Below are 23,561 nucleotides of genomic sequence, written 5' to 3'. Positions count from 1 at the left end.
TCCTCCGCCTTGCAGCTGCACGCACCACACCCCGCTCAGGTCGGCCAGGAAGCACCGCTGCTTTCCTGCGGCCTGATCCAAACGACAGGCCCTAGGGCCACACTCTGGGTGCCGAGGATCGGCGGGCCAAGGCGGATTCAAGCTTTTCCGAAGGTTTCCCGATGACCGCCCCTGCACTCTGTTCGTACAAGCGGCGCCCTTCGGGGCGACGCCGACAGACTGCCGTGGTACCAACGGCTGGGGGGACCGCTGGTACCACGGCGACGTGTACGTCTACGGCCGTACCTACGCAGCCTGGATGCACTCCGGCAACCTCGGCGGCATCTGCGTTGATCAGTCCGGGCAGCAGGTGCCGCCGCAGGCACGGACATTTCCTCAGGTGCCGGTGGTCGGCCTGAGCAGGACGGCCCGCCGGAACCTGGGTCCGGGCGGGCCGTCGGGACGGTCAGAGATCAGGGATCAGCACAGACAAGGATCCGTACCCCGCCCCAGGCCGCTGATGTCCTCGTCCCTCAGCGCACCGGAATAGGCCTGGACCTCGTCCACGTCGCCATGCAGGTACTCGCCCCATCCGTCACCGGCCTTGGCCCGGCCGATCTGGAGGGCACCGGGGCTGTGCCAGCCGTTGGGGAGGCTCGCGGTCGCCTGGGCGTTGGTGTAGCCGTCGAGAAAGAGCTTGATCGTGTCGGTCGCGTCGTCGTAGACCACAGCGAGGCGATCACCCGGTCCCACTCCTCCGTCCGCGCCCTCCACCTGGGACACCACCTTCTCGGGGGCACCGGCCTCGTCCTTCTCCGGCATCACCAGTTGCCAGGTGCGCGTGGACGGCTCGTAGCGCACCTTGAAGGCGTCCGTGTGCTCGCCTGCCTGCGAGAGCACGGTCATCGGGTGGGCGGGCTCGGAGTCCGCGAGGCGTACGACGACGCCGAGGGTGAAACTGTTCCCGGTGTCCACGACCGGCCCGTCGGCAGCGGCGTACCCGCTCTCACCGTCCAGACGCAGATGCCCGTCGCCGACGAGTGGCGAAGGCACGTAGGCGCAGTCGGGTTCGAGTTCCGGGATGCAGGAACTGTCGGAGCCCCGGTAGATCGAAGCCCCCGTGCCGAGCCGCAGTGGCGCGCCGTCCGACTGCTCGGGGCTCACACCGTCCGTAGCGTTCTCCACCGACCAGTGGCCGAGCAACTTCGGCTTGCGGTACGCCAGTTCGGCCATCTCGTTCGGCACCACGACCCGGTCGTGAACCTGTACGTCACCTATGTCCCCGTGCCACTGGTCCCCATAGCCGGCCGCCCCGCGGGCGCGCCCGATCTGGAAAGCGCCGGCCGTCTCGGCACCGGTCGCGTCCGCCGCCGTCCCCACCTCGTGACCGTTGACGTACAGTCGCGCCTTTCCGGTCTCGGCGTCGTACAGACCCAGCACATGGGCCCACTCGCCGGTCTCGGGGGCGCCGCCGGACACCCGCGCGTCGCCGATCGCGAATGACCAGGTGGCACCGGAGTCCTGACGGCGTAGCCCGAGGCCGAAGCCGGGCGCACCGTCCGCGTCCTGGCTGGCGACAGTCATGTTCCGGCCGGTCTCGGCGGGCCGTACCCACGCGCTCACCGCGAAGGTCTTACGGGTGTCGGTCGCCGGGGCGTCCGAAGTGAGAAAGCCGTGGCCGCCGCCGTCGAGGGCGACCGTGGCGGTGGTTCCGGTGCCCGCGGGCGCCGGGCCGCCGAAGGTCACGCCGCTGCCGGCATGGGCCGCGGTGCCGGTCTCGGCAGCGGCCGAGCGGGAGCCCGCCGGGTCGTCCAGTTTCCAGCGGGCGACGGGAGCACGGCCGGCCTTCACGTTGAAGTCGTAGTGCGCCTCCCCGCTGCTTCGGTGCGACCGGTCGATAGCGCGGACGGTCAGCGAGTTGGGCCTCGAAGTGAGCGGCAGGTACGAAATGGTCACGGCCGCGCCCGGACGTTCCGCGGAGACGGTTCCATAAGGGCCGCCCACGAAGTCGTACGTGTACGACACCACGTCGTCGGAGGGCGAGTCGATCGTGAAGTGGCCGTAGACGCCCACTCCGTCCACCCAGAACACGTCCTCGGGGTTGGGGTATTCGGGGGAGCTGATCGTCGGCTTCTCAGGGCTCACGGCGTCGTACACGAACGAGCAGACCGAGCCTTCGCCTTCGTCGCTCCATGCGGAGGTCGCCTTGCCGTCGTTCGCGCGGACGTGCCAGGAAACGACGGTGTTCGCGGGGATGTCGTCCGGCATCTTCCAGTACTGCCGTGACCCCGACGACAGAGTGATGGTGGTGTAGGTGCGGCGCTGTTCCACTCCTGCCGCGTCCGTCCACCAGGCTTCGAACTCGCCGTTGACCGGGCTGGATTCGGACGGCTGGTTGTCCTCCTCCGGGTCGTACAGCATTGCACTGAGCCTGGGCGGCGCCGAAACGTATGGCGTGTCGTCGCCGGTCGCGCAGGCCTTGCTTCCCGACTGGAGGTCCTGGACGAGTGGCTGCTTCGGCGGCAGGTTGTCCACCGCATACGCCGGCCCGGCAGCCGTGGCCAGCAGTGCCGCCGCGCAGCTCCCCACCACCGTCCGTCTGCGTCTGCCCGTCCTTCTGAACCTGGTCAAGTGTCCCTCCCCTGTGAGCGCTTGAGGCTCGTGGATCACACGAGCCGCATGAAGCTAACAGAGACCACTGACAGCGCTGAAAGGAAGTTCTCCCTCACTGCAACACCGGTAGCATTTCCTGCAGATGGCGTCGGAGGCCGCTCCGGCCCGCTGCCGTTTCTCCGGGACCTCGCAGTACGCCGGAAGAACTCGCCGCCTCGGCACCGCGATCAGACCCAAGCCGGACTTGTGAGAGCCGTAGCTGGGTCCCGCCATACGGGAGGTGGCTTGATGACCCGACAGCGCGCAACTGCGCCTCCAACCTTTCGGGACGGAGCTGGCCATGACCGCGGCGTGCGCTCCCAGCACTTCGGCACTGCATGCTGCGGTCAAGAGGGTCTCAAATTCGGGCGTCACAACCGGGTCTTGGGGCCCCTGCTGCCGTCCGCACGCCCGAAGTCCCGGCCCATCGCTCGAACGAACTGCCGCGCAGTGAACGAACGGAGCCCAACCACCATGCCGGACACAACCTCCGCCAGCCCCAGTCCCCGTGAGGTCTTGACCCGCTACCAGCGGGCGATTCTCGACAAGTCAGCGGACGACCTGGCTGATCTGTACGCGGTCGACGCCGTCCACGAATTCCCGTTCCTCTTCCCCGGCATGCCCCCGCGTCACCAGGGACGCGAAGAGGTCCGCGCAGGCTACCGAGCGGTTTGGAGCGCAAGCCCGGCGCAACCGCAGGAGATCCGCGACGTAGTCGTGCATGAGAGCACCGACCCCGAGGTGATCACCGTCGAGCAGGTCGTCAACGGGACCGTGACCACAACCGGCCGGCACTTCAGCCTCCCCGGCCTTCTCGTGATCCGGGTCCGCAACGGGCAGATCGTGCACGTCCGCGACTACATGGATGGGCTCGGCGTGGCCCACGCCATGGACCGACTGGCCGCCGTGGTTGCCAGCCTCAGCGACCGCCACTGAAGCCCCGACTTCGGACTCGTTCATCTGGACCTGCGCCAGGACTCAACCTCACCCGGCCGGGTCGGCTCTGTGCTCGGCCCGACCACAGAGCCGACCAGGCCCGGCCAGACTGATGACGAGGAGCCGCTGCAGCCTTGGCGACCGTCCTGGAGAACGGCGAAGCATGCATTCGGGAGGAGTTTCCGGCTGAAGAGCTGGTCGACTCGGCTGCCGCAGGCGCCCCCGGACTGCACTACATCACGCTCAACCGCTCGACGGCGGCAATCGAGATCCACCGCAACGTACTGAACTCAACAAGCACACAGCACGCCCTCGCGGCCCCCCGCTGACTGCACTTCGAGGTCGCCGGTCCGGGAAACCGGGCCGGCGACCTCTCTCTCACTCCGTGTCCTCGTCGACCGGGATGCCGAGGATGGCGAGGAAGGCGGTGGCCGCGGGTGTGCGGTTGTCGCGGCTCCAGATGATGTACTCGACGCGGGTCGGCGCGTCGGTGACCTCGATGGTGGTGACGCCGGTGAGCTGAGCCACGTAGGCGGAGGGGAGCATGGCGACGCCGAGGCCCTGTCCGACCAGTCGCGCCAGGAAGTCCGCGTTGGTCACCTCGAAGGCGACGTCCCGGTGGACACCGGCGGCCGAGAAGGCCAGGTCGGACTGGACACGTCCGGCTGTCCTGGCTGGCAGGTCCACGAACACCTCGGAGGACAGCCTGCGCAGATCGACCGCCGACTCCTGGGCCAGCGGATGGTCCGGCCCGACCACCGCGACGAGCCGGTCGCGTGCGAGTTCGCGGGAGTTGACGCCTTCGGGACGCACCGTCGTCGGAAGTCCGAGGAAGGCCACCTCGATGCCTCCCATCCTGACCTGCTCGACGAGTTCGTCGCTCGCGCCCACACTCAGGCTGATGCGCACGTTCGGGTACTGCTGGTGGAAGTCGCGCAGGGCGCCCGGGATGTCGACCGCGGCGACGGACGGGATGACGCCCACGGCGAGCCGTCCGCGTACCTCGCCGACAGCTGCGGCGACTTCGTTGGCCGCGCGCTCGGCGGCGTCCAGACACTGCCGGGCTGCGGGAAGGAAGGCCGCACCGGCCGGCGTCAGCCGTACCCGGCGGCTGGTGCGCTCGAAGAGTCTCGCGCCCAGTTCCTTTTCGAGGCGGGCGACTTGGTGGCTGAGGGCGGACTGGACGACCAGACAGCGTTCGGCGGCCCGGGTGAAGCTGTTGGTCTCGGCAACGGCGACCACGTAGCGCATCTGCTGGAGCTCCATACATCTATCGTGTATCACGATAGATGAAGTGACAAGCATGTGTTGGACTCATTGATGGCTGTGGACTGAGACTGTGAGTGCCAAGTCCAGCTGCACAGGGGGTTTTCTGATGGGACCCGCAGCGGTGTTCCTTGGGGAATTCCGCTGTCGTCCGTTCTTACGGTGCCTCTCCTGAGCTTGAGCAAGCTGGCTGCAACCAGAGTTCAATCGAGAGGGCGAGCCGGTCATGAGCCATACTCCGCCGCAGCGGCAGACGGTCACCGTCGCTGACACGTGGGTCGGTCCGCGCTGTCCGTGGGCGTGGATCACCTCCCGCTGGTTGCTGGAAGTCGAACAGGTGCGCCCCGTCGAAGCGCGCTTTCACGTGATGAGCCTTTCGGTGCTCAACGAGGGACGGGAAGTGCCGGAGAAGTACAAGAGGGGAATGATCGAGGGCTGGGGGCCGGTGCGCGTCTGCATCGCGGCCGAGCAGCAGTTCGGTTCCGAGGTACTGCGTCCGCTCTACAACGCCATGGGAACCCGCATTCATCTCGAGCAGGCCGGCCTGGGACGGGACATGATGCTCGCGGCCCTTGCCGATGCCGATCTGCCGACCCACCTCATCGAGGCGGCGGACACGACCGACTACGACAAGGCGCTACGCGTCAGCCACCACGCCGGCATGGACCCCGTCGGCTCCGAGGCCGGCACCCCCGTCGTCCATGTTCCCGGCACCCGACGGCGAGTCCGTCGCCTTCTTCGGCCCGGTGATCAGCCCCACTCCGCGCGGCGAGGCCGCCGGACGCCTTTGGGACGGTGTCCTCGCCGTGGCGGGCACCGACGGCTTCTTTGAGATCAGGCACACTCGCACCCGCGAAGCCATCTTCGACTGAGGCACGTGGGCGGCCTGTCGTCGCACTACCGGGATGGCACTCCTTCCCGAGGAAATCGTCGCCGTCGACAACCGCTGCCCGGTCGCGGAGAGCGACCTCCTTCATCGAGGAATCAGTTGAACATGAATGCATTTGTCCTGCCTGGCATCGGCGATGTCGATGACAGGTGTTCCGATACGGGAGGCAGCGCGACATGAAGAGTGGGCGGCAACTCCTCACCGCCGGTGTGACGGCACTGGCGCCGGCGGTCTGGGGAAGCACCTATCTGGTGACGACCGAGTGGCTGCCGCCGGACCGGCCCCTTCTGGCCACCACCGTGCGGGCGCTTCCCGGTGGCCTTTTTCTGCTGGCCCTCGCCCGCACGCTGCCGACCGGGGTGTGGCTGTGGCGCACCCTGGTGCTCGGAACCCTGAACATCGGCGCATTCAACTTCCTCCTGTTCGTCGCGGCCTACCGGCTTCCCGGTGGCATCGCGGCGGTGATCATGTCGGCGCAGCCGATGTTCGTACTCATCCTGGCCGCGCTGTTCATCGGCGACAGAATCCGGTTCCCGCATGTGGCGGCCTGTGTCCTCGGCGTGGTCGGTGTCGCGTTGCTCGTGTTCAGGGGAACGGCGGAACTCGACTACGTCGGTGTGGTGGCGGCACTGGGCGGCGCGATGTGCATGGCCACCGGCATCACGCTGACCAAGCGATGGGGGCGCCCGGACGGAGTGGGGCTGCTTCCCTTCACCGGCTGGCAACTCACCGTGGGCGGACTGCTGTTGCTGCCCTTCACGCTGGCCATCGAAGGACTGCCGTCCAGTATCACGGAAACCAACATCCTCGGGTTCGCCTATCTCGTCTCCCTCGGCGCTGTCATCAGTTACATGATCTGGTTCCGTGGGATTGAGAGGTTGCCGGCGGTGGCGGTCTCCTTCCTCGCCCTGGGCAGCCCGATCGTCGCGACCATCCTCGGATACGTGTTTCTCCACGAGACGTTGTCGATTCTGCAGCTGATCGGTGTCGTATCGATTCTCACGGCCATGCTGCTCGCGCAACCCCGGTCGGCCCGGCCGCGAGAGCCCGGCCCACACGAGCCTCTTCACAGTGACGAGACCGGCGGGACCCGAACCGAGTCGGTGCACTAATCCGATGAAGAGTTTCAGAGAAATCCGTAAGCCCTATAGCCTGAATCTATCGGAGAGAAGAAGTGGTCACACAGCAGGAAATGATCCCTTAGGAAGAACGCCCGCCTTCGGCATTACGGGCATGGCTCGGTGTTGCCGCCATCACGGCCAGTCTGTTCGTCTTCCTCACAACTGAGCTGATGCCCGTCGGCCTGCTCACCCCGCTGAGTAACAGCCTGGACATCTCCGTGGGTGTGGCCGGGCTGATGGTCACGGCGCAAGGTGTCGCGGCGGGGTTGGGCGTACCCTTCATCGTGGCCTGGACCAGGCGCGTCAACCGGCGCCTGCTGCTGTCCACGCTGCTGGCGATCCTGGCCCTGGGCAACCTCATCACCGCCATCTCGCCGAACTATCCGCTGATCCTGACAACGCGACTCATCATGGGATTCGCCAGCGGTGTGTTCTGGGCGATCGGCGTGAGCATGGCCATGCGTATCGTGCCGGAGCGGCAGGCGAGCAGGGCGGCCGCGGTCGTGATGTCTGGCATTTCGATCGCCACCGTGGTGGGCATCCCGCTGGGCACCATCATCGAGAACTTCACCGACTGGCGTACCACGTTCGCCATCTGGGCCGGCCTCAGCGTGCTGGTGTTCCTCGCGGTCGCTGCCGCCATCCCGTCGCTTCCGTCGGAGAACGCGGTTTCGGTCCGGGAAGTCTTCGGGCTCCCGCTCAAGAACGCGCAGCTGCGTACGGTGCTGTTCATTGTCGTCTTCTTCGTACTCGGCCATTTCGGGGCGTACACCTTCGTGCGGCCCTTCCTGGAAGACAGTGCATCGGCCACGGCCGCCTTCATCACCGTCGTGCTTATCATCTTCGGAATCGGAAGTGCCGTCGGGAACTTCATCGCCGGATACACGGTGAACAAGAGCCTGCGGGGCACCTTCATCGTCGGTGGCCTGGGACTCATCGCGGCTCTGCTGTTGCTACTCACGATCGGCGACGGGAAGGCGGGCGTGATCGTCGCGCTGATCCTCTGGGGGCTCTCCTTCGGCGCGGTGCAGCTGAGCCAGGTCAACATGACTCTCGCCGCCGCGCCCGAGACCTTCGAAGCGGCGATGTCGCTCAACACCATGGCCTACAACACGTCCATCGCGGTCGGAGCGCTTCTGGGCGGACTGTTCGTCGACAACGTGGGCGTCACCAGCGTCGTGTGGTTCGGTGTGGCGCTGACCGGGGCTTCGCTGCTCCTCAGGCTCGGCACCGGTCGGAAGGCCGCGAGCGCGGTCTCCGTCTCCGCATGATCGCGTGGAGCACCATGACGGACAGCAGTACAGGTGCTGGTCTTCTGAGCGAACGGGTGCACGACCTCGGCCGGGATCTGGCCTCCGACCGCGCTGGAGGACGAGGGCTCGAAGGGCCGGCCCGCGATCGACGACCCTGCGATCACCGCCGTACTGCGCACCATCCACGACAGCCCGCAGACCCAGTGGACGGCTTCGCAACTCAGCGAGACCGTGGGCATGTCCCGGGTGGCGTTCACGAGACGTTTCACCTCAGTGGTCGGCAAGCTACCCATGACCTATCTGAGGGACTGGCGACTGGGTTGTGCCGCGCGGCTCCTCCGAGAAACCGACGCATCGGTGGCCGCGACAGCCAGGCAGATCGGCTACTTGACGGAATTCGCTTTTGCAGGGGCGTTACGTCGCGAGTACGGCGTCTCACCGGGTCGGTTCCGGCAGGTGAACAAGGCACCGCATCAGCAGTCCAGTTGGAGGTAACGACAAGCATCACGCAGAGGGTCGCTCAGCAAGATCCTGCTGGACGTCGCGCTCGCGGTGGCACTCGGCGGGGACTGCCTGGCCGATGTGGGCATGCTGCGGGCCGAGCCCGCCCGGGCCGAAGTACGGACTCCAGGATCTTCCGGTGTCACCAGCACGCCGCCGATAACCTTGTGGCTGGACACGTCAGATGCCGTGTGTATCCGCCATGAGGAGGCGATGGTGTTCGGAAGGGGCATGCGGTTACTCGCGGGCGCCATGACTGTGGCCTGCATCCTGCTCGTCGGCCCCAGTGCACCAAGCAGTGCCCCCTCCGTCAGGACACTGCCCGTCGATGCCGTCGGAGATGTCGTACCGAACCGGGTCATGACGTGGAACATCTGCAACCCCTGCGAGGCAAGCAACGTTGACCGGGCCGCGGAGATCGCCACGTACGCGCCCCAGGTCATCGGCCTGCAAGAAGCGTGCGTGCGTGACGTCGAGAGGATCCGGGACTACCTGGAGAGCGTCTACGGGCTGGTCTACCACGTCGAGTACGGGATGGTTCTTCGGAATTGGGGCCGTTGCGGGGGAGCGCCGTGGAGTCCGGGCGCCTTCGGCCAGGCGCTCCTTTCGGCGGCACCGATGACGGACCGCGTCAACGTGGAATACCCCGACGGCGGATCCGAGGACCGCGGGTACATGGCGGTCACCACCATGCTGGGCGGCCGGCCCGTCCGGGTCTTCAACACACATCTCGCCCAACGACGTCAAGAAGCAGTCCGAGCAGAGCAGACCGGCGTACTCGCCGCAGCCATCGCCCGGCATGACCGTGCGATCGTTCTCGGCGACTTCAACGCCGTGCCGGACGCTCCCGAACTCACCCGGGTCTGGGCACTGGCCTCGGATACAGACCCGCAATGTCAGCCCTCGGCCGTCGGTAGCTGCGAGCAGACCACCGACTGGCACAGCAAGTTCGACTATGTCTTCCTGCGAGGCATCGCCCCGCTCAGGCACCGCGTGCAACCCACCCCGTACTCGGACCACCATCTGCTGTACACCGACCTGGACCCAGCTTGAAGCGCTTCCGTGACCGCTGAACCGCCCAGCCACGGAAGCGCGTTCAGCGGCAAGGGGGACCCGGCCTCAGGTGTCGGACACCGGCCGCGCCAACGCGGTCAAGCTCGTTGGACAGGGTGATCCAACCCGCGACGACGAACCACTGTTGACCTCGAGTTTCCGCGCCCTCGCGGCTGAAAGGCTGTCCTCATGATGGACACAAGAGAACCGGCTTGACGTATGCCGATATGGGAATATGATGGCTGCCATGGCACGAGCAGCGACGACGTCGGACGCGTTCAACGCGATAGCCGAGCCGCAGCGCCGGGACATCCTGACGCTGCTGCGGGCGGGTGAGCGGCCGGTGACCGAGTTGGCCCAGGAGCTGGGGATAAGCCAGCCAGGGGCCTCCAAGCACCTGCGGGTGCTCCGGGAGGTGGGGCTGGTGCGGGTCCGCGGGGCGGGCAAGCAGCGCCTCTACGGCCTGGACGCCCGCGGGCTGCGGCGGGTCCACGAGTGGACCGGCGGATTCGAGCGGTTCTGGAACGAGAGTTTCGACCGGCTGGACACCTATGTGCAGGACCTCAAGCAGACACGGCAGGAGGAATGACCGATGGCAGGGGCAAGGCAAGAACCGCGGGCGGAACCGGCGACGGCCGACCGGGAGATCGTGATCTCCCGGGTCATCGACGCCCCGCGGGAGCTGGTGTTCGAGGCGTTCACCGAGATCCGGCACCTGTCGCGGTGGTGGGGTCCGGAGGGGTTCACCACCACCACGCGGTCCTTCGAGTTCCGCGAGGGCGGGGAGTGGGACTTCGTGCTGCACGGGCCGGACGGGACCGACTACTCCGAGTGGATCCGCTGGCTACGGATCGTCCCGCCGGAGCGGATCGCGCTGCTGCACGGTGAGTCCCGTGACGACCCGAACGCCTTCGAGTCGGTCCTGACCTTCGCGCCGGACGGCGCGGCGACCCGGATCGTGATGCGCACGGTGTTCCCCACCAAGGAACTGCGCGACGAGGCGGTCGAGAAGTACCACGCGATCGAGGGCGGCCGGCAGACCCTGGGCAGCCTGGCGGACTACGTCACCGACCTCGCGCGGAAGGGGGCGGAGGGCTGATGGCCGGGAAGGTGTTCTTCAGCGTGTCGATGTCGCTGGACGGCTTCATCGCGCCCGAGCCCGTGCCCATCGAGGACGAGCTCTTCGCACCCGACAAGCAGGACGACCCGGACGTTCAGCGCTGGATGGCGCAGTGGGCGGAGCTGCAGCAGTGGCTGTTCCCGCTGCGGTTCATGCGGGAGAACCTGGAGCTGGGCGAGGGCGGCGAGGAGGGCCGCGACAACGACGTGGCGCGGGAGACGTTCGAGCGCACCGGCGCGAGCGTCATGGGCAAGCGCATGTTCGACCTCGGCGAGCAGGCATGGCCGGAGGAAGCGCCCTTCCACACCCCGGTCTTCGTCGTGACGCACGCCGAGCGTGACCGGTGGGAGCGGCCCGGCGGCACCACGTTCCACTTCGTCAACGACGGCATCGAGCGCGCCCTCGACCAGGCCCGCGAGGCCGTCGGCGATCGCGACGTCCGCATCGCCGGCGGCGGCGCGACGATCCTGGAGCACCTGAACGCCGGCCTGGTCGACGAGTTCTCGATCACGCTGTCACCGGTGCTTTTCGGCGCCGGCACCCGCTTGTTCGACGGCGTGGACGCGTCCAGGGTCGCGCTGGAGCCGGTCCGTTCGGAGCCGTCGTCGCGGGTGACGCACCTGACCTACGCCGTGCACCCACGGTAGCCGCGCCACCACTCCACCCCAGCGCCCCGAGCACCCACGGCGCAAGGGGTGCCGCCGGTGTCCGACGGAGGGACCGGACTACACCGTGAGTTCCTTGGTGATGCGGTCCAGCATGAAGGCCGAGGAGTCGCGAGCCCGTTCCTCCCAGGCGAAGACGCAAGCAGTGGCGACGCCGTCGAAGTCGAGTTCGCGCAGGGTGCCGAAGAAGCTGTCCCAGTCGACCTCGCCCTGGCCGATGTCGAGGTGTTGGTGGATGCGGGCCGCGGTGCCGGGCGGGTTGAGGATGTAGCGGAGCCCGGACGAGCCCTTGTGGTTGAAGGAGTCGGCGATGTGCACGTGTTGGAGCTTGTCGCCGGCGTAGCGCATCATCGCCGCGATGTCGGCGCCGATGTCCGCGGCTCCGGAGAGGTGGAAGGAGTGCGGGGCGCAGTAGAGGTAGTTCACCCAGGGCTTGTTGATGGCGCGGACGAGGTCGACCGCGGGGGTGTTCTCCTCGCAGAAGTCGTCCGGGTGCGCCTCAAGGTTGAGTGCGATGCCCTCCCTCTCGAAGAGTGGCAGGAGCTCCTCCAGCGAACGCCAGAACGCGGCCTCGCTCTCGGCGGCGCGCTCGGGTCGGCCGTTGAACTCCGAGTTCATCAGCGGACACCCGAGGTCCGCGGTGATCTCGATCATCCGCTTCCAGTAGCGGACGGCGGTCTGCCGCTCGGTCTCGTCGGGAGAGGACCACTTGTAGAGGGGGAGTACGGAGGAGAGCTGGACGCCGTGCGTGCGCAGGGAGTTCTTCAGTTCGGCGGTCCGCGCGTCATCCGCCCGAGGGTGCAGGAAGAACGGCATGAAGTCGTCGCGCGGGGACAACTCGATGTAGTCGTAGCCGAGTTCGGCGACCGTGCGCACCATGTCGTCGATCGGCAGTGTGCGGAACATGTACGGGTCGAGGGCGATCTTCATGCGGTGCCTCCGTAGAAGGCGGGTCGGGGCTTCATGTCGACGGTGACGGTCGTGCCGTCTGACTCCAGGGAGCGAACGGCTGCGTCGGTGATGACGGTGGCGGCATAGCCGTCCCACGAGGAGGGGCCGGTGGGCTCGCCACCGGACGCGACGGAGGCGATCCACTCGCGGAACTCGGTGTCGAAGGCGTCCGCGAAACGGCCCTTCCAGTCCTGCAGGACGGCGGTGCCGTGCCGGCCGGTGGTGCGGATGCCGACGGCGGCCGGGTCGGGCAGCCGCACCAGGCCTTCCTCGCCGACGGTCTCGCACTGGATGTCGTAGCCGTACTGGCAGTTGACGAAGACCTCGAGGTCGATGCGGACGCCGTTCGCGGTCTCGAAGTACATGATCTGCGGGTCCTTGAGGTGCTCGAACCGCTTGCTGGTGGCGCGCGGGGTGATCACCTGGGCGGAGACGATCTCGTCGTCGAGCAGCCAGCGCAGGACGTCGATCTCGTGCACGGCCGTGTCCTGCGCGGCCATCGCGGAGACGTACGCGTCCGGCACTGTCGGGTTGCGGTGCGCGCAGTGCACGATCAGTGGGGTGCCGATCGAGCCGGCGTCGATGACCTCCTTCATCTGGCGGTAGCCGGGGTCGAAGCGGCGCATGAATCCGACCTGGACCAGGCGGCGGCCGTGGGCGCGTTCGGCCTCGACGATCCGCAGACAGTCCTCGGCGGTGGTGGCGAGGGGCTTCTCGCAGAAGACCGGCTTGCCGGCCGCGATGGCGCCCAGGACGTGCTCGGCGTGGGTGGGGCCCCACGAGGTGACGAGGACCGCGTCCACGTCGGGGGAGGCGATCAGGGCGGCGCCGGTGGACAGCGCCGTGGCACCGATCCGGGCCGCGACTTCACCGGCGCGGGCGGCGTCGAGATCGGTCACCGCGGTGACGGTGGCCCCGGTGACGACGTCGGTGAGTCGCCGTATGTGGTCCTGGCCGATCATCCCGGCGCCGATGACACCTACACGTACGGACATGTCGATTCCTTGAGGAGGGGTTCAGAGGGGTTCAGGAGAAGCGGGCTCGGAGTTCCGCTTCGAGGGTTTCGAGGGTGCGGCCCTTGGTCTCGGGGACATAGCGCTTGACGAAGACGAGGGAGACGACGCCGGCCACCACGAACAGGAAGAAGGTGCTGGAGATCCCGATGCCGTCGACCAGCGACGGGAAGACGAGACCGATGACGAAGTTGGTCAGCCACAGCACCACGGCCGCGATGCCCATCCCGAAGCCGCGCATCCGCATGGGGAAGATCTCCGACAACATCAGCCAGGTCACCGGCGAGATCGCGCCCTGCTGGAAGGCGAGGAAGGTGACCGTCATGGCCAGCACCGCGTAGGCGCGGCCGTCGCCGGAGGGCAACGCCAGGGAGAAGACGCCGATCAGCAACAGGGCTGACGTGGTGCCGATCTGACCGGTCATCAGCATGGGGCGGCGGTTGACCCGCCCCAGCAGCCAGATGCCGACGAAGGTGGCCAGGACCGAGATCACGCCGTTGGCGATGTTCGCGGTCAGGGCGCTGTCGGCGGCGAAGCCCGCGTCGGTGAGGATCTGGGTGCCGTAGTACATGATCGTGTTCACGCCGGTGATCTGCTGCACGATGGCGATGCCGAAGCCGACGAACATCAGCCTGCGCAACCACGGCGTGGACCTCATGTCCTGCCAGCCGCCGAGCCTCTCCCGATCCTCCTTGACGGCGAGCGCGGACACCTCGCTCAGCTCGGCCTCCGCACGCTGTTGGGACCGCACCTGCTTGAGTACGTCCAGGGCCTCGCCGAAACGGGTCTGCGAGGCCAGCCAGCGCGGGCTCTCCGGCATCACCAGCATGCCGAACCAGAGCACTACGGCCGGGATGGTGGCGAGCACCAGCATCCAGCGCCATACGCCGCCGGACTCGCCGCCGACCCGCGCGATGATCGCGTTTGAGGTGAAGGCGAGCAACTGCCCACTGACGATCATGAGTTCGTTGCGGGTGACCAGTGCGCCGCGTCGTTCGGCGGGGGAGACCTCGGCGAGGTAGACGGGCACGGTCACCGAGGCACCGCCGACCGCGAGTCCCAGCACGAACCGTGCCACGATCATGACCGCCGTGTTCGGTGCGAGCGTGCAGCCGAGCGCGCCGACGAAGAAGACCACGGCCAGGATGAGGATCGTACGGCGGCGGCCGCGCGCGTCCGACAGCCGCCCGCCGGTCACCGCACCCAGCGCGGCGCCGAGCAGCAGCGAGCTGGTGACCATGCCCTCGGTGAAGGGGGTCAGGCCCAGATCGGCGGTCATGTAGGGCAGGGCGCCGTTGATGACGCCGGTGTCGTAGCCGAAGAGGAGTCCGCCGAAGGTGGCGATGACGGTGATGAGCCGCAGCCGCCGGGAGACGGCTGGTGGCGCGTCGTCCGTCGTCGTCGTGACCTTGGTTGTGTCGTCCCTGACATCCATGGGCGCCTCCTAGCGGTCGAGAGTCGGGCGTCGGGTACCCGTCAGCCCGCAGCCGACCAGGTGCTCACGGGTGCTGACCGCGATGGGCAGTGGCACCTCGGGAGCGCACGGGTACAGGTCCTGCTCGACGATCACGAACAACTCGGCGTCGAGCTGGGCGAGTTCGGCCACCACGTCGGCCGGGTTCGGCACGCCGGCCGGGGGCGAGACACACACGCCGCGCTTGACCGCCTCGCCGAACGACAGGTCCTCGGAGGCCACCTGGGCCAGCACCTCGGGGTCCATCTGCTTGATGTGGACGTAGCCGACGCGCTCGCCGAACCGGCGGATCAGGTCGAGGTTGTCGCCGCCGCCGTAGGCCACGTGCCCGGTGTCCAGGCAGAGGTTGGTGTAGCGGGCGTCGGATTCGTTGAGCAGCCGCTCGATCTCGGGCTGGGTCTGGATGTGGCTGTCGGCGTGCGGGTGGACGACGAGGCGTACGTCGTACTCGTCGAGGAGCAGCTTGCCGAGCCGGTCGGCGTTCTTGCCGAAGCCCGCCCACTGCTCGGCGGTCAGCTCCGGGGACTCGGTGAACGCGCCGGTCTTCTCCTCCCGGTACATCGGCGGGATGAAGACCAGGTGGTGCGCTCCCGCGGCGGCGGTCAGCGCGGCCACCTGCCGGACGTGGGCGAGCATCTCGTCCCACGCCTCCGGCCGGTGCAGCGCGCCGAAGGCGGTACCGCCGGACACCTGCAATCCGCGGGCGTCGAGTTCTTCCTTCAGCCGCTGGGGATCGGCGGGGAGGTAGCCGTACGGCCCGAGCTCCAGCCACTCGTAGCCGGCCTCCGCGAGCTCGTCGAGGAAGCGGGTGTACGGGACCTGGTGCTCGTCCTCCGGGAACCAGATGCCCCAGGAGTCGGGGGCGGAGCCCAGGCACAGGTTGCCCGCGACGGCACGAAGTGGGGATGGCGCCATTGCCATGGTCAGTCCTTTGACGAAAGGGGACAGGGAACTCTGGGGTCAGTTGGAGGTGGGGAAGTTGAAGCCGGCGGCGAGCTGTTGGGTGGGCTGGGGCCAGCGGGTGGTGACGACTTTGGGGCGGGTGTAGAAGCGGATGCCCTCGGGGCCGTGGACGGGGGAGTCGCCGATGAGGGAGTCCTTCCAGCCGCCGAAGGAGTAGTACGACATCGGGACGGGCACGGGGACGTTGATGCCGATCATGCCGATCTTGATGTTGCGCTGGAAGCGGCGGGCGGCTTCGCCGGAGGCGGTGAACAGGGCCGTGCCGTTGCCGTAGGGGTTGGCGTTGATGAGGCTGATGGCCTCGTCGAGGGTGTCGGTGCGGACGATGGCGAGGACGGGGCCGAAGAGTTCCTCTTTGTAGGCGTCCATGTCGGCGGTGACGTGGTCGAGGAGGGAGGGGCCGGTGAAGAAGCCGTTCTCGTGGCCGTCGATCTTCAGTCCGCGGCCGTCGACGATGACGGTGGCGCCCTGGGTGTGGGCGGTTCCGACCGCGTTCTCGACGCGCTCCAAGGCGGCTTTGGTGACCAGCGGGCCCATGTCGGTGCCGGGGGCGTCGCCGGGACCGACCTTGATCTCGCGGGCCTTGCGCTCCAGGACCTCGACCAGCCTGTCGGCGGCGTCACCGACGGCGACGGCGATGGAGACGGCCATGCAGCGTTCGCCTGCGGAGCCGTAGGCGCCGGCGGTGATGTGGTTGGCGGCGAATTCGAGGTCGGCGTCGGGCAGGACGACGGCGTGGTTCTTGGCGCCGCCGAGGGCCTGGACACGCTTGCCGGCCTTCGTACCGTTTTCGTGGACGTACTTGGCGATGGGGGTGGAGCCGACGAAGGAGACGGCTTCGATGCCGGGGTGGGTGAGGATCGCGTCGACGGCGGGCTTGCCGCCGTGGACGACGTTGAAGACGCCGTCGGGCAGCCCGGCCCGGCGGTACAGCTCGGCGACGAAATTGGCGGCGGAGGGGTCGCGTTCGCTGGGCTTGAGGACGAACGTGTTGCCGGTGGCGATGGCGACGGGGTGCATCCACAGGGGCACCATGGCGGGGAAGTTGAACGGGGTGATGCCCGCGACGACGCCGAGCGGCTGGCGGAAGTTGTGTACGTCGACGCCGCGGGAGACCTGGTCGGAGAAGCTGCCCTTGAGGATGTCGCCGAGACCGCAGACGAACTCGACGACTTCCCGGCCGCGGGTGACTTCGCCGCGGGCGTCGTCGACGGTCTTGCCGTGCTCGGCGGAGATGATCCGGCCGAGTTCTTCCTCGTGCTCGACGAGGAGCTGGCGGAAGGCGAACATCACCTGGGTGCGCTGGGTGAGCGAGGACTCGGACCAGGTCTCGAAGGCCTTCGTGGCGGCGGCGACGGCGGCGTCCACGTCGCCCGCGTCGCCGAGGCTGACCTGGGCCTGTTCCTGGCCGGTGGCAGGGTTGAACACGGGCGCGGTGTCCGCGCTCAGGACCGGCGAACCGTTGATCCAGTGGGGGATGGTGGTCACGTGAGCTTCCTTCTCAGAGGTAGTGCCGCTGTGCGCGCTTGTGGGCGGCGTAGGTCTCGTGGGCGGTGCGGGTGGTGTCGAGGGCGGAGGTCTGGCTGACGGGGACGTCCCACCAGCCGTGGCCGGGCGGATTGGGGCCGTGGAGGTCCGTCTCGACGTGCACGACGGTGGTGCGGCTTGCGGCCTTGGCCTTCTCCATCGCGCCGCGGAACTCTTCGACGGAGGCGGCGTGCAGGACATCGGCTCCGAGGGAGGAGGCGTTGGCGGCGAGGTCGACGGGCAGGACGTCGCCGTCGAGGAGTCCCGAATCGCCGTCGCGGTAGCGGTACTTGGTGCCGAAGCGCTGTGAGCCGAGGGACTCGGACAGGGAGCCGATGGAGGCGAAGCCGTGGTTCTGGACGAGGACGATGATGACCTTCAGACCCTCGGAGATCATGGTCACGATTTCCTGAGCCATCATCAGATATGAGCCGTCACCGACAAGGACGACGACCTCGCGGGAGGGGTCGGCCATCTTCACGCCGACGCCGGCGGCGACCTCGTAGCCCATGCAGGAGTAGGCGTACTCCACGTGGTAGGCCTTGGGGTCCCGGGCCCGCCACAGCTGTTGCAGGTCGCCGGGCATCGAGCCGGCCGCGTTGATGACCACGGCGCGGTCGTCGAGCACCTCGTTCAGCGCGCCGAGGATCTCCGTCTGGGCGGGCAACGGGCCATGGCCGACGTTGAAGCAGCCGTCCTCGATCTCTCTTGTCCGGGCGATGAGTTGACGGGTCCGTGCGCGGTACTCGGGGTCGACTTCCCAGTCCGTCAGTGCACCGGCCAGGGCCTGGATGCCGAGGCGGGCGTCGGCCACCAGCGGCTCGGCGGAGTGCTTGACGGCGTCGAGACGGGCGACGTTGAGGTTGACGAAGGTGACGTCCGGATTGCCGAAGACGGTGTGGCTGGCGGTGGTGAAGTCCGAGTAGCGGGTGCCGATACCGAGGACGACATCCGCCTCGCGCGCGAGTTCGTTCGCCGCGTACGCGCCGGTGGAGCCGATGCCGCCGACCGCGCGGGGGTGGTCCCAGGGCACGGCGCCCTTGCCGGCGTGGGTGTCGGCGACCGGGATGCCGGTGGCCTCGGCGAAGGCGCGCAGCTCGGTCTCGGCACCGGAGTACACGGCCCCGCCGCCCGCGACGATCAGTGGCCTGCGGGCGTTGCGCAGCAGGCCCGCGGCCCGCTCGACCGCGGCCGGTTCCGGTACCGGCCGACCGATGTGCCAGACCCGGCGGCGGAAGAACGACACCGGCCAGTCGTGGGCCTCGGCCTGGACGTCCTGCGGCAGGGCGAGGGTGACGGCGCCGGTCTCGACCGGGTCGGTGAGCACCCGCATGGCGGCCAGCGCGGCGGGGATGAGCTGTTCGGGGCGCTGGATGCGGTCGAAGTACTTGGATACGGCGCGGAATGTGTCGTTGACGGTGATGTCGCCGCCGCGGGTGTCCTCCAGCTGCTGGAGCACGGGGTCGGCGGCGCGGGTGGCGAACATGTCGCTCGGCAGCAGGAGCACCGGGATCCGGTTGGTGGTGGCCAGCGCCGCGCCGGTGATCATGTTCGTCGAGCCGGGCCCCGTAGAGGCCGTGCAGGCGAAGGTGGCAAGCCGGTCGCGCATCTTCGCGTAGGCGACGGAGGCGTGGACCATGCCCTGCTCGTTGCGAGCCAAGTAGTAGGGCAGATCAGCCTCTTGGGTGACGGCGGCCTGCAACAGCGCCTGCCCGACACCGGCCACGTTGCCGTGCCCGAAGATGCCCCACATGCCGGGGATGAGCCGCTGCTCCTGGCCGTCACGTTCGCTGTACTGGTTGGCGAGGAAGCGCACCAGGGCCTGGGCGGTGGTGAGTCGGACGGTGCTCATTGTTCGTTGAGTCCTTCGAAGGGAAGCCGGTCGTCGATGCCCTGGGACTCCCAGGTACCGCGCACCCAGCCGTGGGCGGGGTCGTCGCAGATCAGCCAGGCGCGGTCCTGGCCGGGGCCCGCCATGACGTTGAGGTAGTAGAGGTCGTAGCCGGGTGCGGCGATCGACGGTCCGTGCCAGCCGTGCGGAATCAGCACGGTGTCGCCGGAGCGGACCTCCGCGAGCACGTCGATCGGGCGCTCCTGAGTGCCGTACACCCGCTGATAGCCGAATCCGTCCTCGCCCGCGATCTGGAAGTAGTAGATCTCCTCCAGCTCCGACTCGACTCCCGGCCGGGCCTCGTCGTGCTTGTGCGGCGGGTACGACGACCAGTTCCCGCCGGGCGTGAGGACCTCGCACACCAGCAGCTGCTCGGCGTCGAAGGTGCCGGGCAGGCAGTAGTTGTTGACCTGCCGCGAGCATGCGCCGGCGCCGCGCAGTTCGACGGGTACGTCCTCCTTGGGCCCGTACCGGGCGGAGAGTGAGCTCCGCTCGGTACGGGCGGAGGGCAGCGCGAACAGACCTCCCTGCGCGCTGCTGATCAGGGCCTGCGACGTACGCGGCAGATAGGCGAAGTCGGTGGCCGAGGCGAACACGCCTGTCCTGCCGTCGAGTTCGAAGGTCCTGCCGTCCGTGGTGACGGTGCAGGAGCCCGTCAGTGGCAGGACCAGGAACTCGCAGTCATCGGTGGACAGGGTGTGCGCCTCGCCCGGCCTCAGGGTCAGGATCCTGAGGCCGGAGTATCCCCAGTCCGCCGACTCGGGCGTGACCAGGACGTCGTAGGGGCCATCGGCCGAAGTCCCCTTGGGCAGGTGGTACTTGCTGGTGTCGGTCACAGCAGGCTCACCGCCTTGTCGACCGCGCCGGCGACATCGCCGTTCGACGGATAGAGCAGCGAGCGGCCGACGACCAGGCCCTGTGCGGTGGGCTGCTTGAGGGCCTTGCCCCAGGACGCGAAGGCCGCTTCCGCGTCCTTGACCTCGCCGCCCAGCAGTAGGGCGGGCAGCGTGGAGGAGGCCAGGACGCGTTCCATGCCGTCGACGACCGGCAGCTTGAGCCAGGTGTAGGCGGTGCGCCGGCCCAGGCCGGAGGCGATGGTGACCGACTTGATGACGGCGTCGGTGGAGAGGTCGTTGCGGATCCTGCCGTCCTGCCATCCCGACATGAACGGCTCGACCATGGCGATGAGCTGACGGTCATTCAGCTCGTTCACGGCCCGTGCCGTCTCGAACAGGGCGGATGGGGTGGCCGGGTCGTCGAGGGCGATACGGGTGAGCATCTTGCCGCCGTCGAAGCCCATCGCGGCGATGGTCTCGGCGTCGTAGCCGGTGAAGCGGTCGTCGATCTCGAAGACCGAGCCGGCGAGCCCGGCGCGGTTCATCGAGCCGAAGACGCTCTTGCCGTCGAGGACGCCGAGCAGCAGCAGGTCTTCCAGGATGTCGGCGGTGCCGAGTACACCGGTCACGCCGGGGCGTTCCAGCGCGACGCACAGGCGGTCCAGCAGCTCGAAGCGGTCCGCCATGGCGTGGGGGTCACCGCCGACGCCGTTGGCGCCACGCGCCGGATGGTCAGCGGCGATGATCATGGACTTGCCGTGCTCGCCGAACAGCGAGGTCGCCTTCACGCGGCGGGCGGCCGCCGCGGCGACGGCACCGGGGTCACCCACCCGGGCGGACACAATCCGGCTCACGTTGTCGGACAGCACGTCGTCACGCCTTTCCTTCGATGGGGGTGGAGACATGGGCGAGGAGCTTCGCCTCCACCTCGGCCTGCGTCGGCATCGCGTCGGAGCAGGACAGCCGGCCCGCGACGATGGCACCTGCGGCGTTGGCGAAGGACACGGTGGTGCGGGTGTCCCAGCCGGACAGCAGGCCGTGGCACAGCGCGCCACCGAAGGCGTCACCGGCGCCGAGGCCGTTGACGACGTCGACCGGGACCGGCGGGATCTCGGCGGCCGAACCGTCCCGGTCCATGGCGAGCACACCCTTCGGCCCCTGCTTCACCACCGCCAGTTCCACACCTGCCGCCAACAGCGCCTTCGCGGCGGCATACGGCTCGCGCTCGCCGGTCGCCACCTCGCACTCGTCCACGTTGCCGACCGCGACGGTGGTGTGCCGCAGGGCCTCGGCGTAGTGGGCACGGGCCTGGTTCGGGTCCGCCCAGAACATGGGCCGCCAGTCCAGGTCGAAGACCGTCGGTCCCGCCTTCGCCCGGTGCGCGAGCGCTGCGAGGGTGGCCGAACGGCTCGGCTCCTCGCTCAGCCCGGTGCCGGTGATCCAGAAGACGCGGGTGTCCCGCACCGCTGCCAGATCCAGTTCAGCCGGATCGATGTCGAGGTCCGGGGCCTTCGGCAGCCGGTAGAAGTACAGGGGAAAGTCGTCCGGCGGGAAGATCTCGCAGAACGTCACCGGCGTCGGCGCGACATCGGACGTCCCGACGAAACGGCTGTCCACGCCGTAGCCCTCCAGGGCCGTGCGGACGAACTCCCCGAACGGATCCCGGCCCGTCTTCGTGATCACGGCCGCCGACCGCCCGTACCGAGCCGCCGCGACGGCCACGTTCGTCGGGCTGCCGCCCAGGTACTTGCCGAACGAGGTGACGTCCGCCAGCCCCACGCCGGTCTGGAGCGGATACACATCCACTCCCACACGGCCCATGGTCAGCACATCGAACGGCATCATGCCGATTTCCCTTTCGTGTCAGAGACCGGGGACAGGACTCTCACGAGCTCGCTATCGCGCTCTAGTAGCGCGCTCTAGTCCGAGTACAATGGCCCTCGTCCAAATGTCATGTCAATACTTTGTTGCTGGGAGATGTTCGCGAGCGCCCGCCTGACGGGCCGCGTCGGAGGGTGGTTTCACAGGTGGAAGCGTCGGGGAAGCAGCGGCCCACAATGGCGGACGTCGCCGCGAGAGCGGGGGTGTCCCGGGCGCTCGTCTCGATCGTCTTCCGCGGTCAGCCAGGGGCGAGCGCAGAGACTCGGGAGCGGGTACTGCGGGTCGCCGACGAGATCGGTTATCGCCCCGACAACGCAGCCCGGTTGCTGGCCCGTGGCCGTAGCCGCACGCTCGGCGTGATGTTCACCGTGCACCAGACCTTCCATGCCGACCTCATCGCAGGCATCTACCCCGAAGCCGAACGTCTCGGCTACGACGTCCTGCTCTCCTCAGTCACTCCCGGCCGTAGTGAGGCGAAGGCGGCCGAGGCGCTGCTCAGTCATCGCTGCGAGGCGCTGATCCTGCTCGGCCCCAACGCCGAGCCCGCGTATCTCGACGAGCTCGGACAGCGGACGGCGACCGTCTCGGTCAGCCGCCGGGTGCCTCGTGCCCGTGTGGACTTCGTTCACAGTGCCGAGGGCGACGGCGTACGGCAGGCCATGGAGCATCTCGTCGAAATGGGGCACCACCGGATCGTGCACATCGACGGCGGCCGGGGACCCGGATCGGTCGAGCGGCGGCGTGCCTACCGGGCCGCGATGCGCCGGCACGGGCTGGAGTCCGAGGTGCGGGTGATCCCTGGGACACACGTGGAGGAATCAGGCATCGAGACGGGCCGCCTGCTCCTGGCGGAGCGCGATCGGGGGCAGGCCCTCCCGACGGCGGTCCTGGCGGGCAATGACCGGTGTGCGTGGGGTTTGCTGATGGCCTTGACGCGGGCAGGGGTTGATGTCCCGCGCGAGGTGTCCGTCGTCGGGTACGACGACAGCCACCTCTCCCATCTGATGCCGATCGGCCTGACCACTGTCCGCCAGGACGCGGGCCTCATGGCGGAGCACGCCGTGCGGTTCGCCGTGCAGCGGCTGGAGAACCCGGAGCTGGAACCCCGGGAGGTTGTACTGGATCCGAAGCTGGTGGTTCGGGGCACCAGTGGCAAGGCGCCTCAGACGTCGAGCTGAGACTTCACGGTCCGGAAGCCCTCGGCCTGGAGGTGGCCGTCCGCCCACATGGATCGGGACGGCCACGGCGGTACGTTCCCCAGCAGTTGGGCCTTCGGCCTTGCCGTGTTTGGGAGGCACCGACCCCCGCCACTCGCGAGAGCCCGCGTTACAGGCTTGTGAGGTCCTTCGTGTCGGGGAGTTCTTCGACGTCGACGCCGCGGACCGTGCTCAACTCGTGTTTGAGGGCTACGAGTTCGGCGCCGCCGGCCATGTGGTTGGTGAGCTCTTCGAGGCTGACCTCGTCACGGGAGGCGTTCAGCTCCATGGTGCCCAGGCGCAGGACGCTGAAGTGGTCGCCGACCATGTAGGCGTGGTGCGGGTTGTGGGTGATGAAGATGACGCCGAGGCCGCGGTCGCGGGCGGCGGCGAT

General features: G+C 68.2%; 20 protein-coding genes and 3 pseudogenes. 11 read left to right on the top strand and 12 right to left on the bottom strand.

The window, feature by feature from the left end:
• Window positions 1-459: 459 nt before the first annotated feature.
• Window positions 460-2,571, bottom strand: a complete 2,112-nt coding sequence (locus tag AB0H86_RS43445) for a LamG domain-containing protein (RefSeq protein WP_362451819.1) — start codon at window positions 2,569-2,571, stop codon at window positions 460-462.
• A 576-nt stretch (window positions 2,572-3,147) separates the two neighbouring features.
• On the opposite strand from AB0H86_RS43445, the gene AB0H86_RS43440 reads away from it, so the two are divergent.
• Together AB0H86_RS43440 and AB0H86_RS43435 are read left to right on the top strand one after the other, a co-directional pair.
• Entirely contained in the window at window positions 3,148-3,567 is a 420-nt protein-coding gene (locus AB0H86_RS43440; protein WP_362451811.1) for a nuclear transport factor 2 family protein, read from the top strand.
• A 209-nt stretch (window positions 3,568-3,776) separates the two neighbouring features.
• Window positions 3,777-3,896 (top strand): annotated as a pseudogene (locus AB0H86_RS43435) (5,10-methylenetetrahydrofolate reductase); the annotation flags it as partial.
• 49 nt (window positions 3,897-3,945) lie between these two features.
• Here the strand turns inward: AB0H86_RS43435 and AB0H86_RS43430 are convergent.
• A complete protein-coding gene (locus AB0H86_RS43430; RefSeq protein WP_362451809.1) occupies window positions 3,946-4,833 on the bottom strand; it encodes a LysR family transcriptional regulator in 888 nt (295 codons plus the stop codon).
• Between the two features lie 226 nt (window positions 4,834-5,059).
• Between AB0H86_RS43430 and AB0H86_RS43425 the strand changes: the two are divergent.
• The 8 genes and pseudogenes from AB0H86_RS43425 to AB0H86_RS43390 all read left to right on the top strand — a co-directional run bounded on the left by AB0H86_RS43425 (window position 5,060) and on the right by AB0H86_RS43390 (window position 11,417).
• Window positions 5,060-5,705 (top strand): annotated as a pseudogene (locus tag AB0H86_RS43425) (disulfide bond formation protein DsbA).
• A 193-nt stretch (window positions 5,706-5,898) separates the two neighbouring features.
• Window positions 5,899-6,834, top strand: coding sequence for an EamA family transporter (locus AB0H86_RS43420; RefSeq protein ID WP_362451807.1), 936 nt, complete (start codon window positions 5,899-5,901; stop codon window positions 6,832-6,834).
• Window positions 6,835-6,974: 140 nt separating this feature from the next.
• Complete coding sequence (locus tag AB0H86_RS43415) at window positions 6,975-8,114, top strand: MFS transporter (RefSeq protein ID WP_362451817.1); 1,140 nt, start codon at window positions 6,975-6,977, stop codon at window positions 8,112-8,114.
• A 219-nt stretch (window positions 8,115-8,333) separates the two neighbouring features.
• Window positions 8,334-8,591, top strand: coding sequence for a helix-turn-helix transcriptional regulator (locus tag AB0H86_RS43410; RefSeq protein WP_362451805.1), 258 nt, complete (start codon window positions 8,334-8,336; stop codon window positions 8,589-8,591).
• Window positions 8,592-8,810: 219 nt separating this feature from the next.
• Complete coding sequence (locus AB0H86_RS43405) at window positions 8,811-9,650, top strand: endonuclease/exonuclease/phosphatase family protein (protein ID WP_362451803.1); 840 nt, start codon at window positions 8,811-8,813, stop codon at window positions 9,648-9,650.
• Between the two features lie 247 nt (window positions 9,651-9,897).
• A complete protein-coding gene (locus AB0H86_RS43400) occupies window positions 9,898-10,239 on the top strand; it encodes a metalloregulator ArsR/SmtB family transcription factor (protein ID WP_362451801.1) in 342 nt (113 codons plus the stop codon).
• Window positions 10,240-10,242: 3 nt separating this feature from the next.
• Complete coding sequence (locus AB0H86_RS43395; protein WP_362451798.1) at window positions 10,243-10,749, top strand: SRPBCC family protein; 507 nt, start codon at window positions 10,243-10,245, stop codon at window positions 10,747-10,749.
• The gene (locus AB0H86_RS43390; protein WP_362451795.1) at window positions 10,749-11,417 is read left to right on the top strand and encodes a dihydrofolate reductase family protein; all 669 of its coding nucleotides are present in this window, start codon (window positions 10,749-10,751) and stop codon (window positions 11,415-11,417) included. The genes AB0H86_RS43395 and AB0H86_RS43390 overlap by 1 nt, the downstream gene beginning before the upstream one ends.
• Window positions 11,418-11,495: 78 nt before the next feature.
• Here AB0H86_RS43390 and AB0H86_RS43385 read toward each other — a convergent pair whose 3' ends face one another.
• The 9 genes from AB0H86_RS43385 to iolC are packed head-to-tail and all read right to left on the bottom strand — an operon-like array spanning window position 11,496 to window position 21,932.
• Entirely contained in the window at window positions 11,496-12,365 is an 870-nt protein-coding gene (locus AB0H86_RS43385) for a sugar phosphate isomerase/epimerase (RefSeq protein ID WP_362451792.1), read from the bottom strand.
• Window positions 12,362-13,381 carry a Gfo/Idh/MocA family oxidoreductase gene (locus AB0H86_RS43380; protein ID WP_362451789.1) on the bottom strand — a complete coding sequence of 340 codons (1,020 nt, stop codon included), beginning with the start codon at window positions 13,379-13,381 and terminating at the stop codon, window positions 12,362-12,364. The genes AB0H86_RS43385 and AB0H86_RS43380 overlap by 4 nt, the downstream gene beginning before the upstream one ends.
• 31 nt (window positions 13,382-13,412) lie before the next feature.
• A complete protein-coding gene (locus AB0H86_RS43375; protein WP_362451787.1) occupies window positions 13,413-14,834 on the bottom strand; it encodes a sugar porter family MFS transporter in 1,422 nt (473 codons plus the stop codon).
• A gap of 9 nt (window positions 14,835-14,843) precedes the next feature.
• Window positions 14,844-15,794 (bottom strand): TIM barrel protein, encoded by a 951-nt coding sequence (locus AB0H86_RS43370; protein ID WP_362451785.1) that lies wholly within the window; start codon window positions 15,792-15,794, stop codon window positions 14,844-14,846.
• 39 nt (window positions 15,795-15,833) lie between these two features.
• Window positions 15,834-17,324, bottom strand: a complete 1,491-nt coding sequence (locus tag AB0H86_RS43365) for a CoA-acylating methylmalonate-semialdehyde dehydrogenase (protein ID WP_362451783.1) — start codon at window positions 17,322-17,324, stop codon at window positions 15,834-15,836.
• Between the two features lie 13 nt (window positions 17,325-17,337).
• Window positions 17,338-19,215: a 3D-(3,5/4)-trihydroxycyclohexane-1,2-dione acylhydrolase (decyclizing) gene (gene iolD / locus AB0H86_RS43360; RefSeq protein WP_362451781.1), complete on the bottom strand. Its 1,878-nt coding sequence runs from the start codon at window positions 19,213-19,215 to the stop codon at window positions 17,338-17,340.
• Window positions 19,212-20,090 (bottom strand): 5-deoxy-glucuronate isomerase, encoded by an 879-nt coding sequence (iolB, locus tag AB0H86_RS43355; RefSeq protein ID WP_362451779.1) that lies wholly within the window; start codon window positions 20,088-20,090, stop codon window positions 19,212-19,214. The genes iolD and iolB overlap by 4 nt, the downstream gene beginning before the upstream one ends.
• Window positions 20,087-20,959, bottom strand: coding sequence for an aldolase (locus AB0H86_RS43350; protein WP_362451777.1), 873 nt, complete (start codon window positions 20,957-20,959; stop codon window positions 20,087-20,089). Before AB0H86_RS43350 ends, iolB begins: the two co-directional genes overlap by 4 nt.
• Before the next feature lie 4 nt (window positions 20,960-20,963).
• The gene (iolC, locus tag AB0H86_RS43345; protein ID WP_362451814.1) at window positions 20,964-21,932 is read right to left on the bottom strand and encodes a 5-dehydro-2-deoxygluconokinase; all 969 of its coding nucleotides are present in this window, start codon (window positions 21,930-21,932) and stop codon (window positions 20,964-20,966) included.
• A 215-nt stretch (window positions 21,933-22,147) separates the two neighbouring features.
• On the opposite strand from iolC, the gene AB0H86_RS43340 reads away from it, so the two are divergent.
• Window positions 22,148-23,149: a LacI family DNA-binding transcriptional regulator gene (locus AB0H86_RS43340; protein ID WP_362451774.1), complete on the top strand. Its 1,002-nt coding sequence runs from the start codon at window positions 22,148-22,150 to the stop codon at window positions 23,147-23,149.
• A gap of 148 nt (window positions 23,150-23,297) precedes the next feature.
• Here AB0H86_RS43340 and AB0H86_RS43335 read toward each other — a convergent pair.
• Window positions 23,298-23,561: pseudogene (locus AB0H86_RS43335) on the bottom strand (sugar ABC transporter ATP-binding protein); the annotation flags it as partial.

Source organism: Streptomyces sp. NPDC050997 (genome assembly GCF_040660135.1).
In the GTDB taxonomy this organism is placed as follows: Bacteria; Actinomycetota; Actinomycetes; order Streptomycetales; family Streptomycetaceae; genus Streptomyces.
This window is presented reverse-complemented; position numbering and strand designations above follow the sequence as displayed.

Coding starts and splice junctions, on each gene's coding strand:
- AB0H86_RS43380 (WP_362451789.1), bottom strand. CDS start 13,381: ATGTCCGTACGTGTAGGTGTCATCGGCGCCGGGATGATCGGCCAGGAC.
- AB0H86_RS43430 (WP_362451809.1), bottom strand. CDS start 4,833: ATGGAGCTCCAGCAGATGCGCTACGTGGTCGCCGTTGCCGAGACCAAC.
- AB0H86_RS43375 (WP_362451787.1), bottom strand. CDS start 14,834: ATGGATGTCAGGGACGACACAACCAAGGTCACGACGACGACGGACGAC.
- AB0H86_RS43370 (WP_362451785.1), bottom strand. CDS start 15,794: ATGGCAATGGCGCCATCCCCACTTCGTGCCGTCGCGGGCAACCTGTGC.
- iolD (WP_362451781.1), bottom strand. CDS start 19,215: ATGAGCACCGTCCGACTCACCACCGCCCAGGCCCTGGTGCGCTTCCTC.
- AB0H86_RS43420 (WP_362451807.1), top strand. CDS start 5,899: ATGAAGAGTGGGCGGCAACTCCTCACCGCCGGTGTGACGGCACTGGCG.
- AB0H86_RS43400 (WP_362451801.1), top strand. CDS start 9,898: ATGGCACGAGCAGCGACGACGTCGGACGCGTTCAACGCGATAGCCGAG.
- iolC (WP_362451814.1), bottom strand. CDS start 21,932: ATGCCGTTCGATGTGCTGACCATGGGCCGTGTGGGAGTGGATGTGTAT.
- AB0H86_RS43340 (WP_362451774.1), top strand. CDS start 22,148: ATGGCGGACGTCGCCGCGAGAGCGGGGGTGTCCCGGGCGCTCGTCTCG.
- AB0H86_RS43405 (WP_362451803.1), top strand. CDS start 8,811: ATGGTGTTCGGAAGGGGCATGCGGTTACTCGCGGGCGCCATGACTGTG.
- AB0H86_RS43395 (WP_362451798.1), top strand. CDS start 10,243: ATGGCAGGGGCAAGGCAAGAACCGCGGGCGGAACCGGCGACGGCCGAC.
- AB0H86_RS43385 (WP_362451792.1), bottom strand. CDS start 12,365: ATGAAGATCGCCCTCGACCCGTACATGTTCCGCACACTGCCGATCGAC.
- AB0H86_RS43410 (WP_362451805.1), top strand. CDS start 8,334: ATGTCCCGGGTGGCGTTCACGAGACGTTTCACCTCAGTGGTCGGCAAG.
- AB0H86_RS43390 (WP_362451795.1), top strand. CDS start 10,749: ATGGCCGGGAAGGTGTTCTTCAGCGTGTCGATGTCGCTGGACGGCTTC.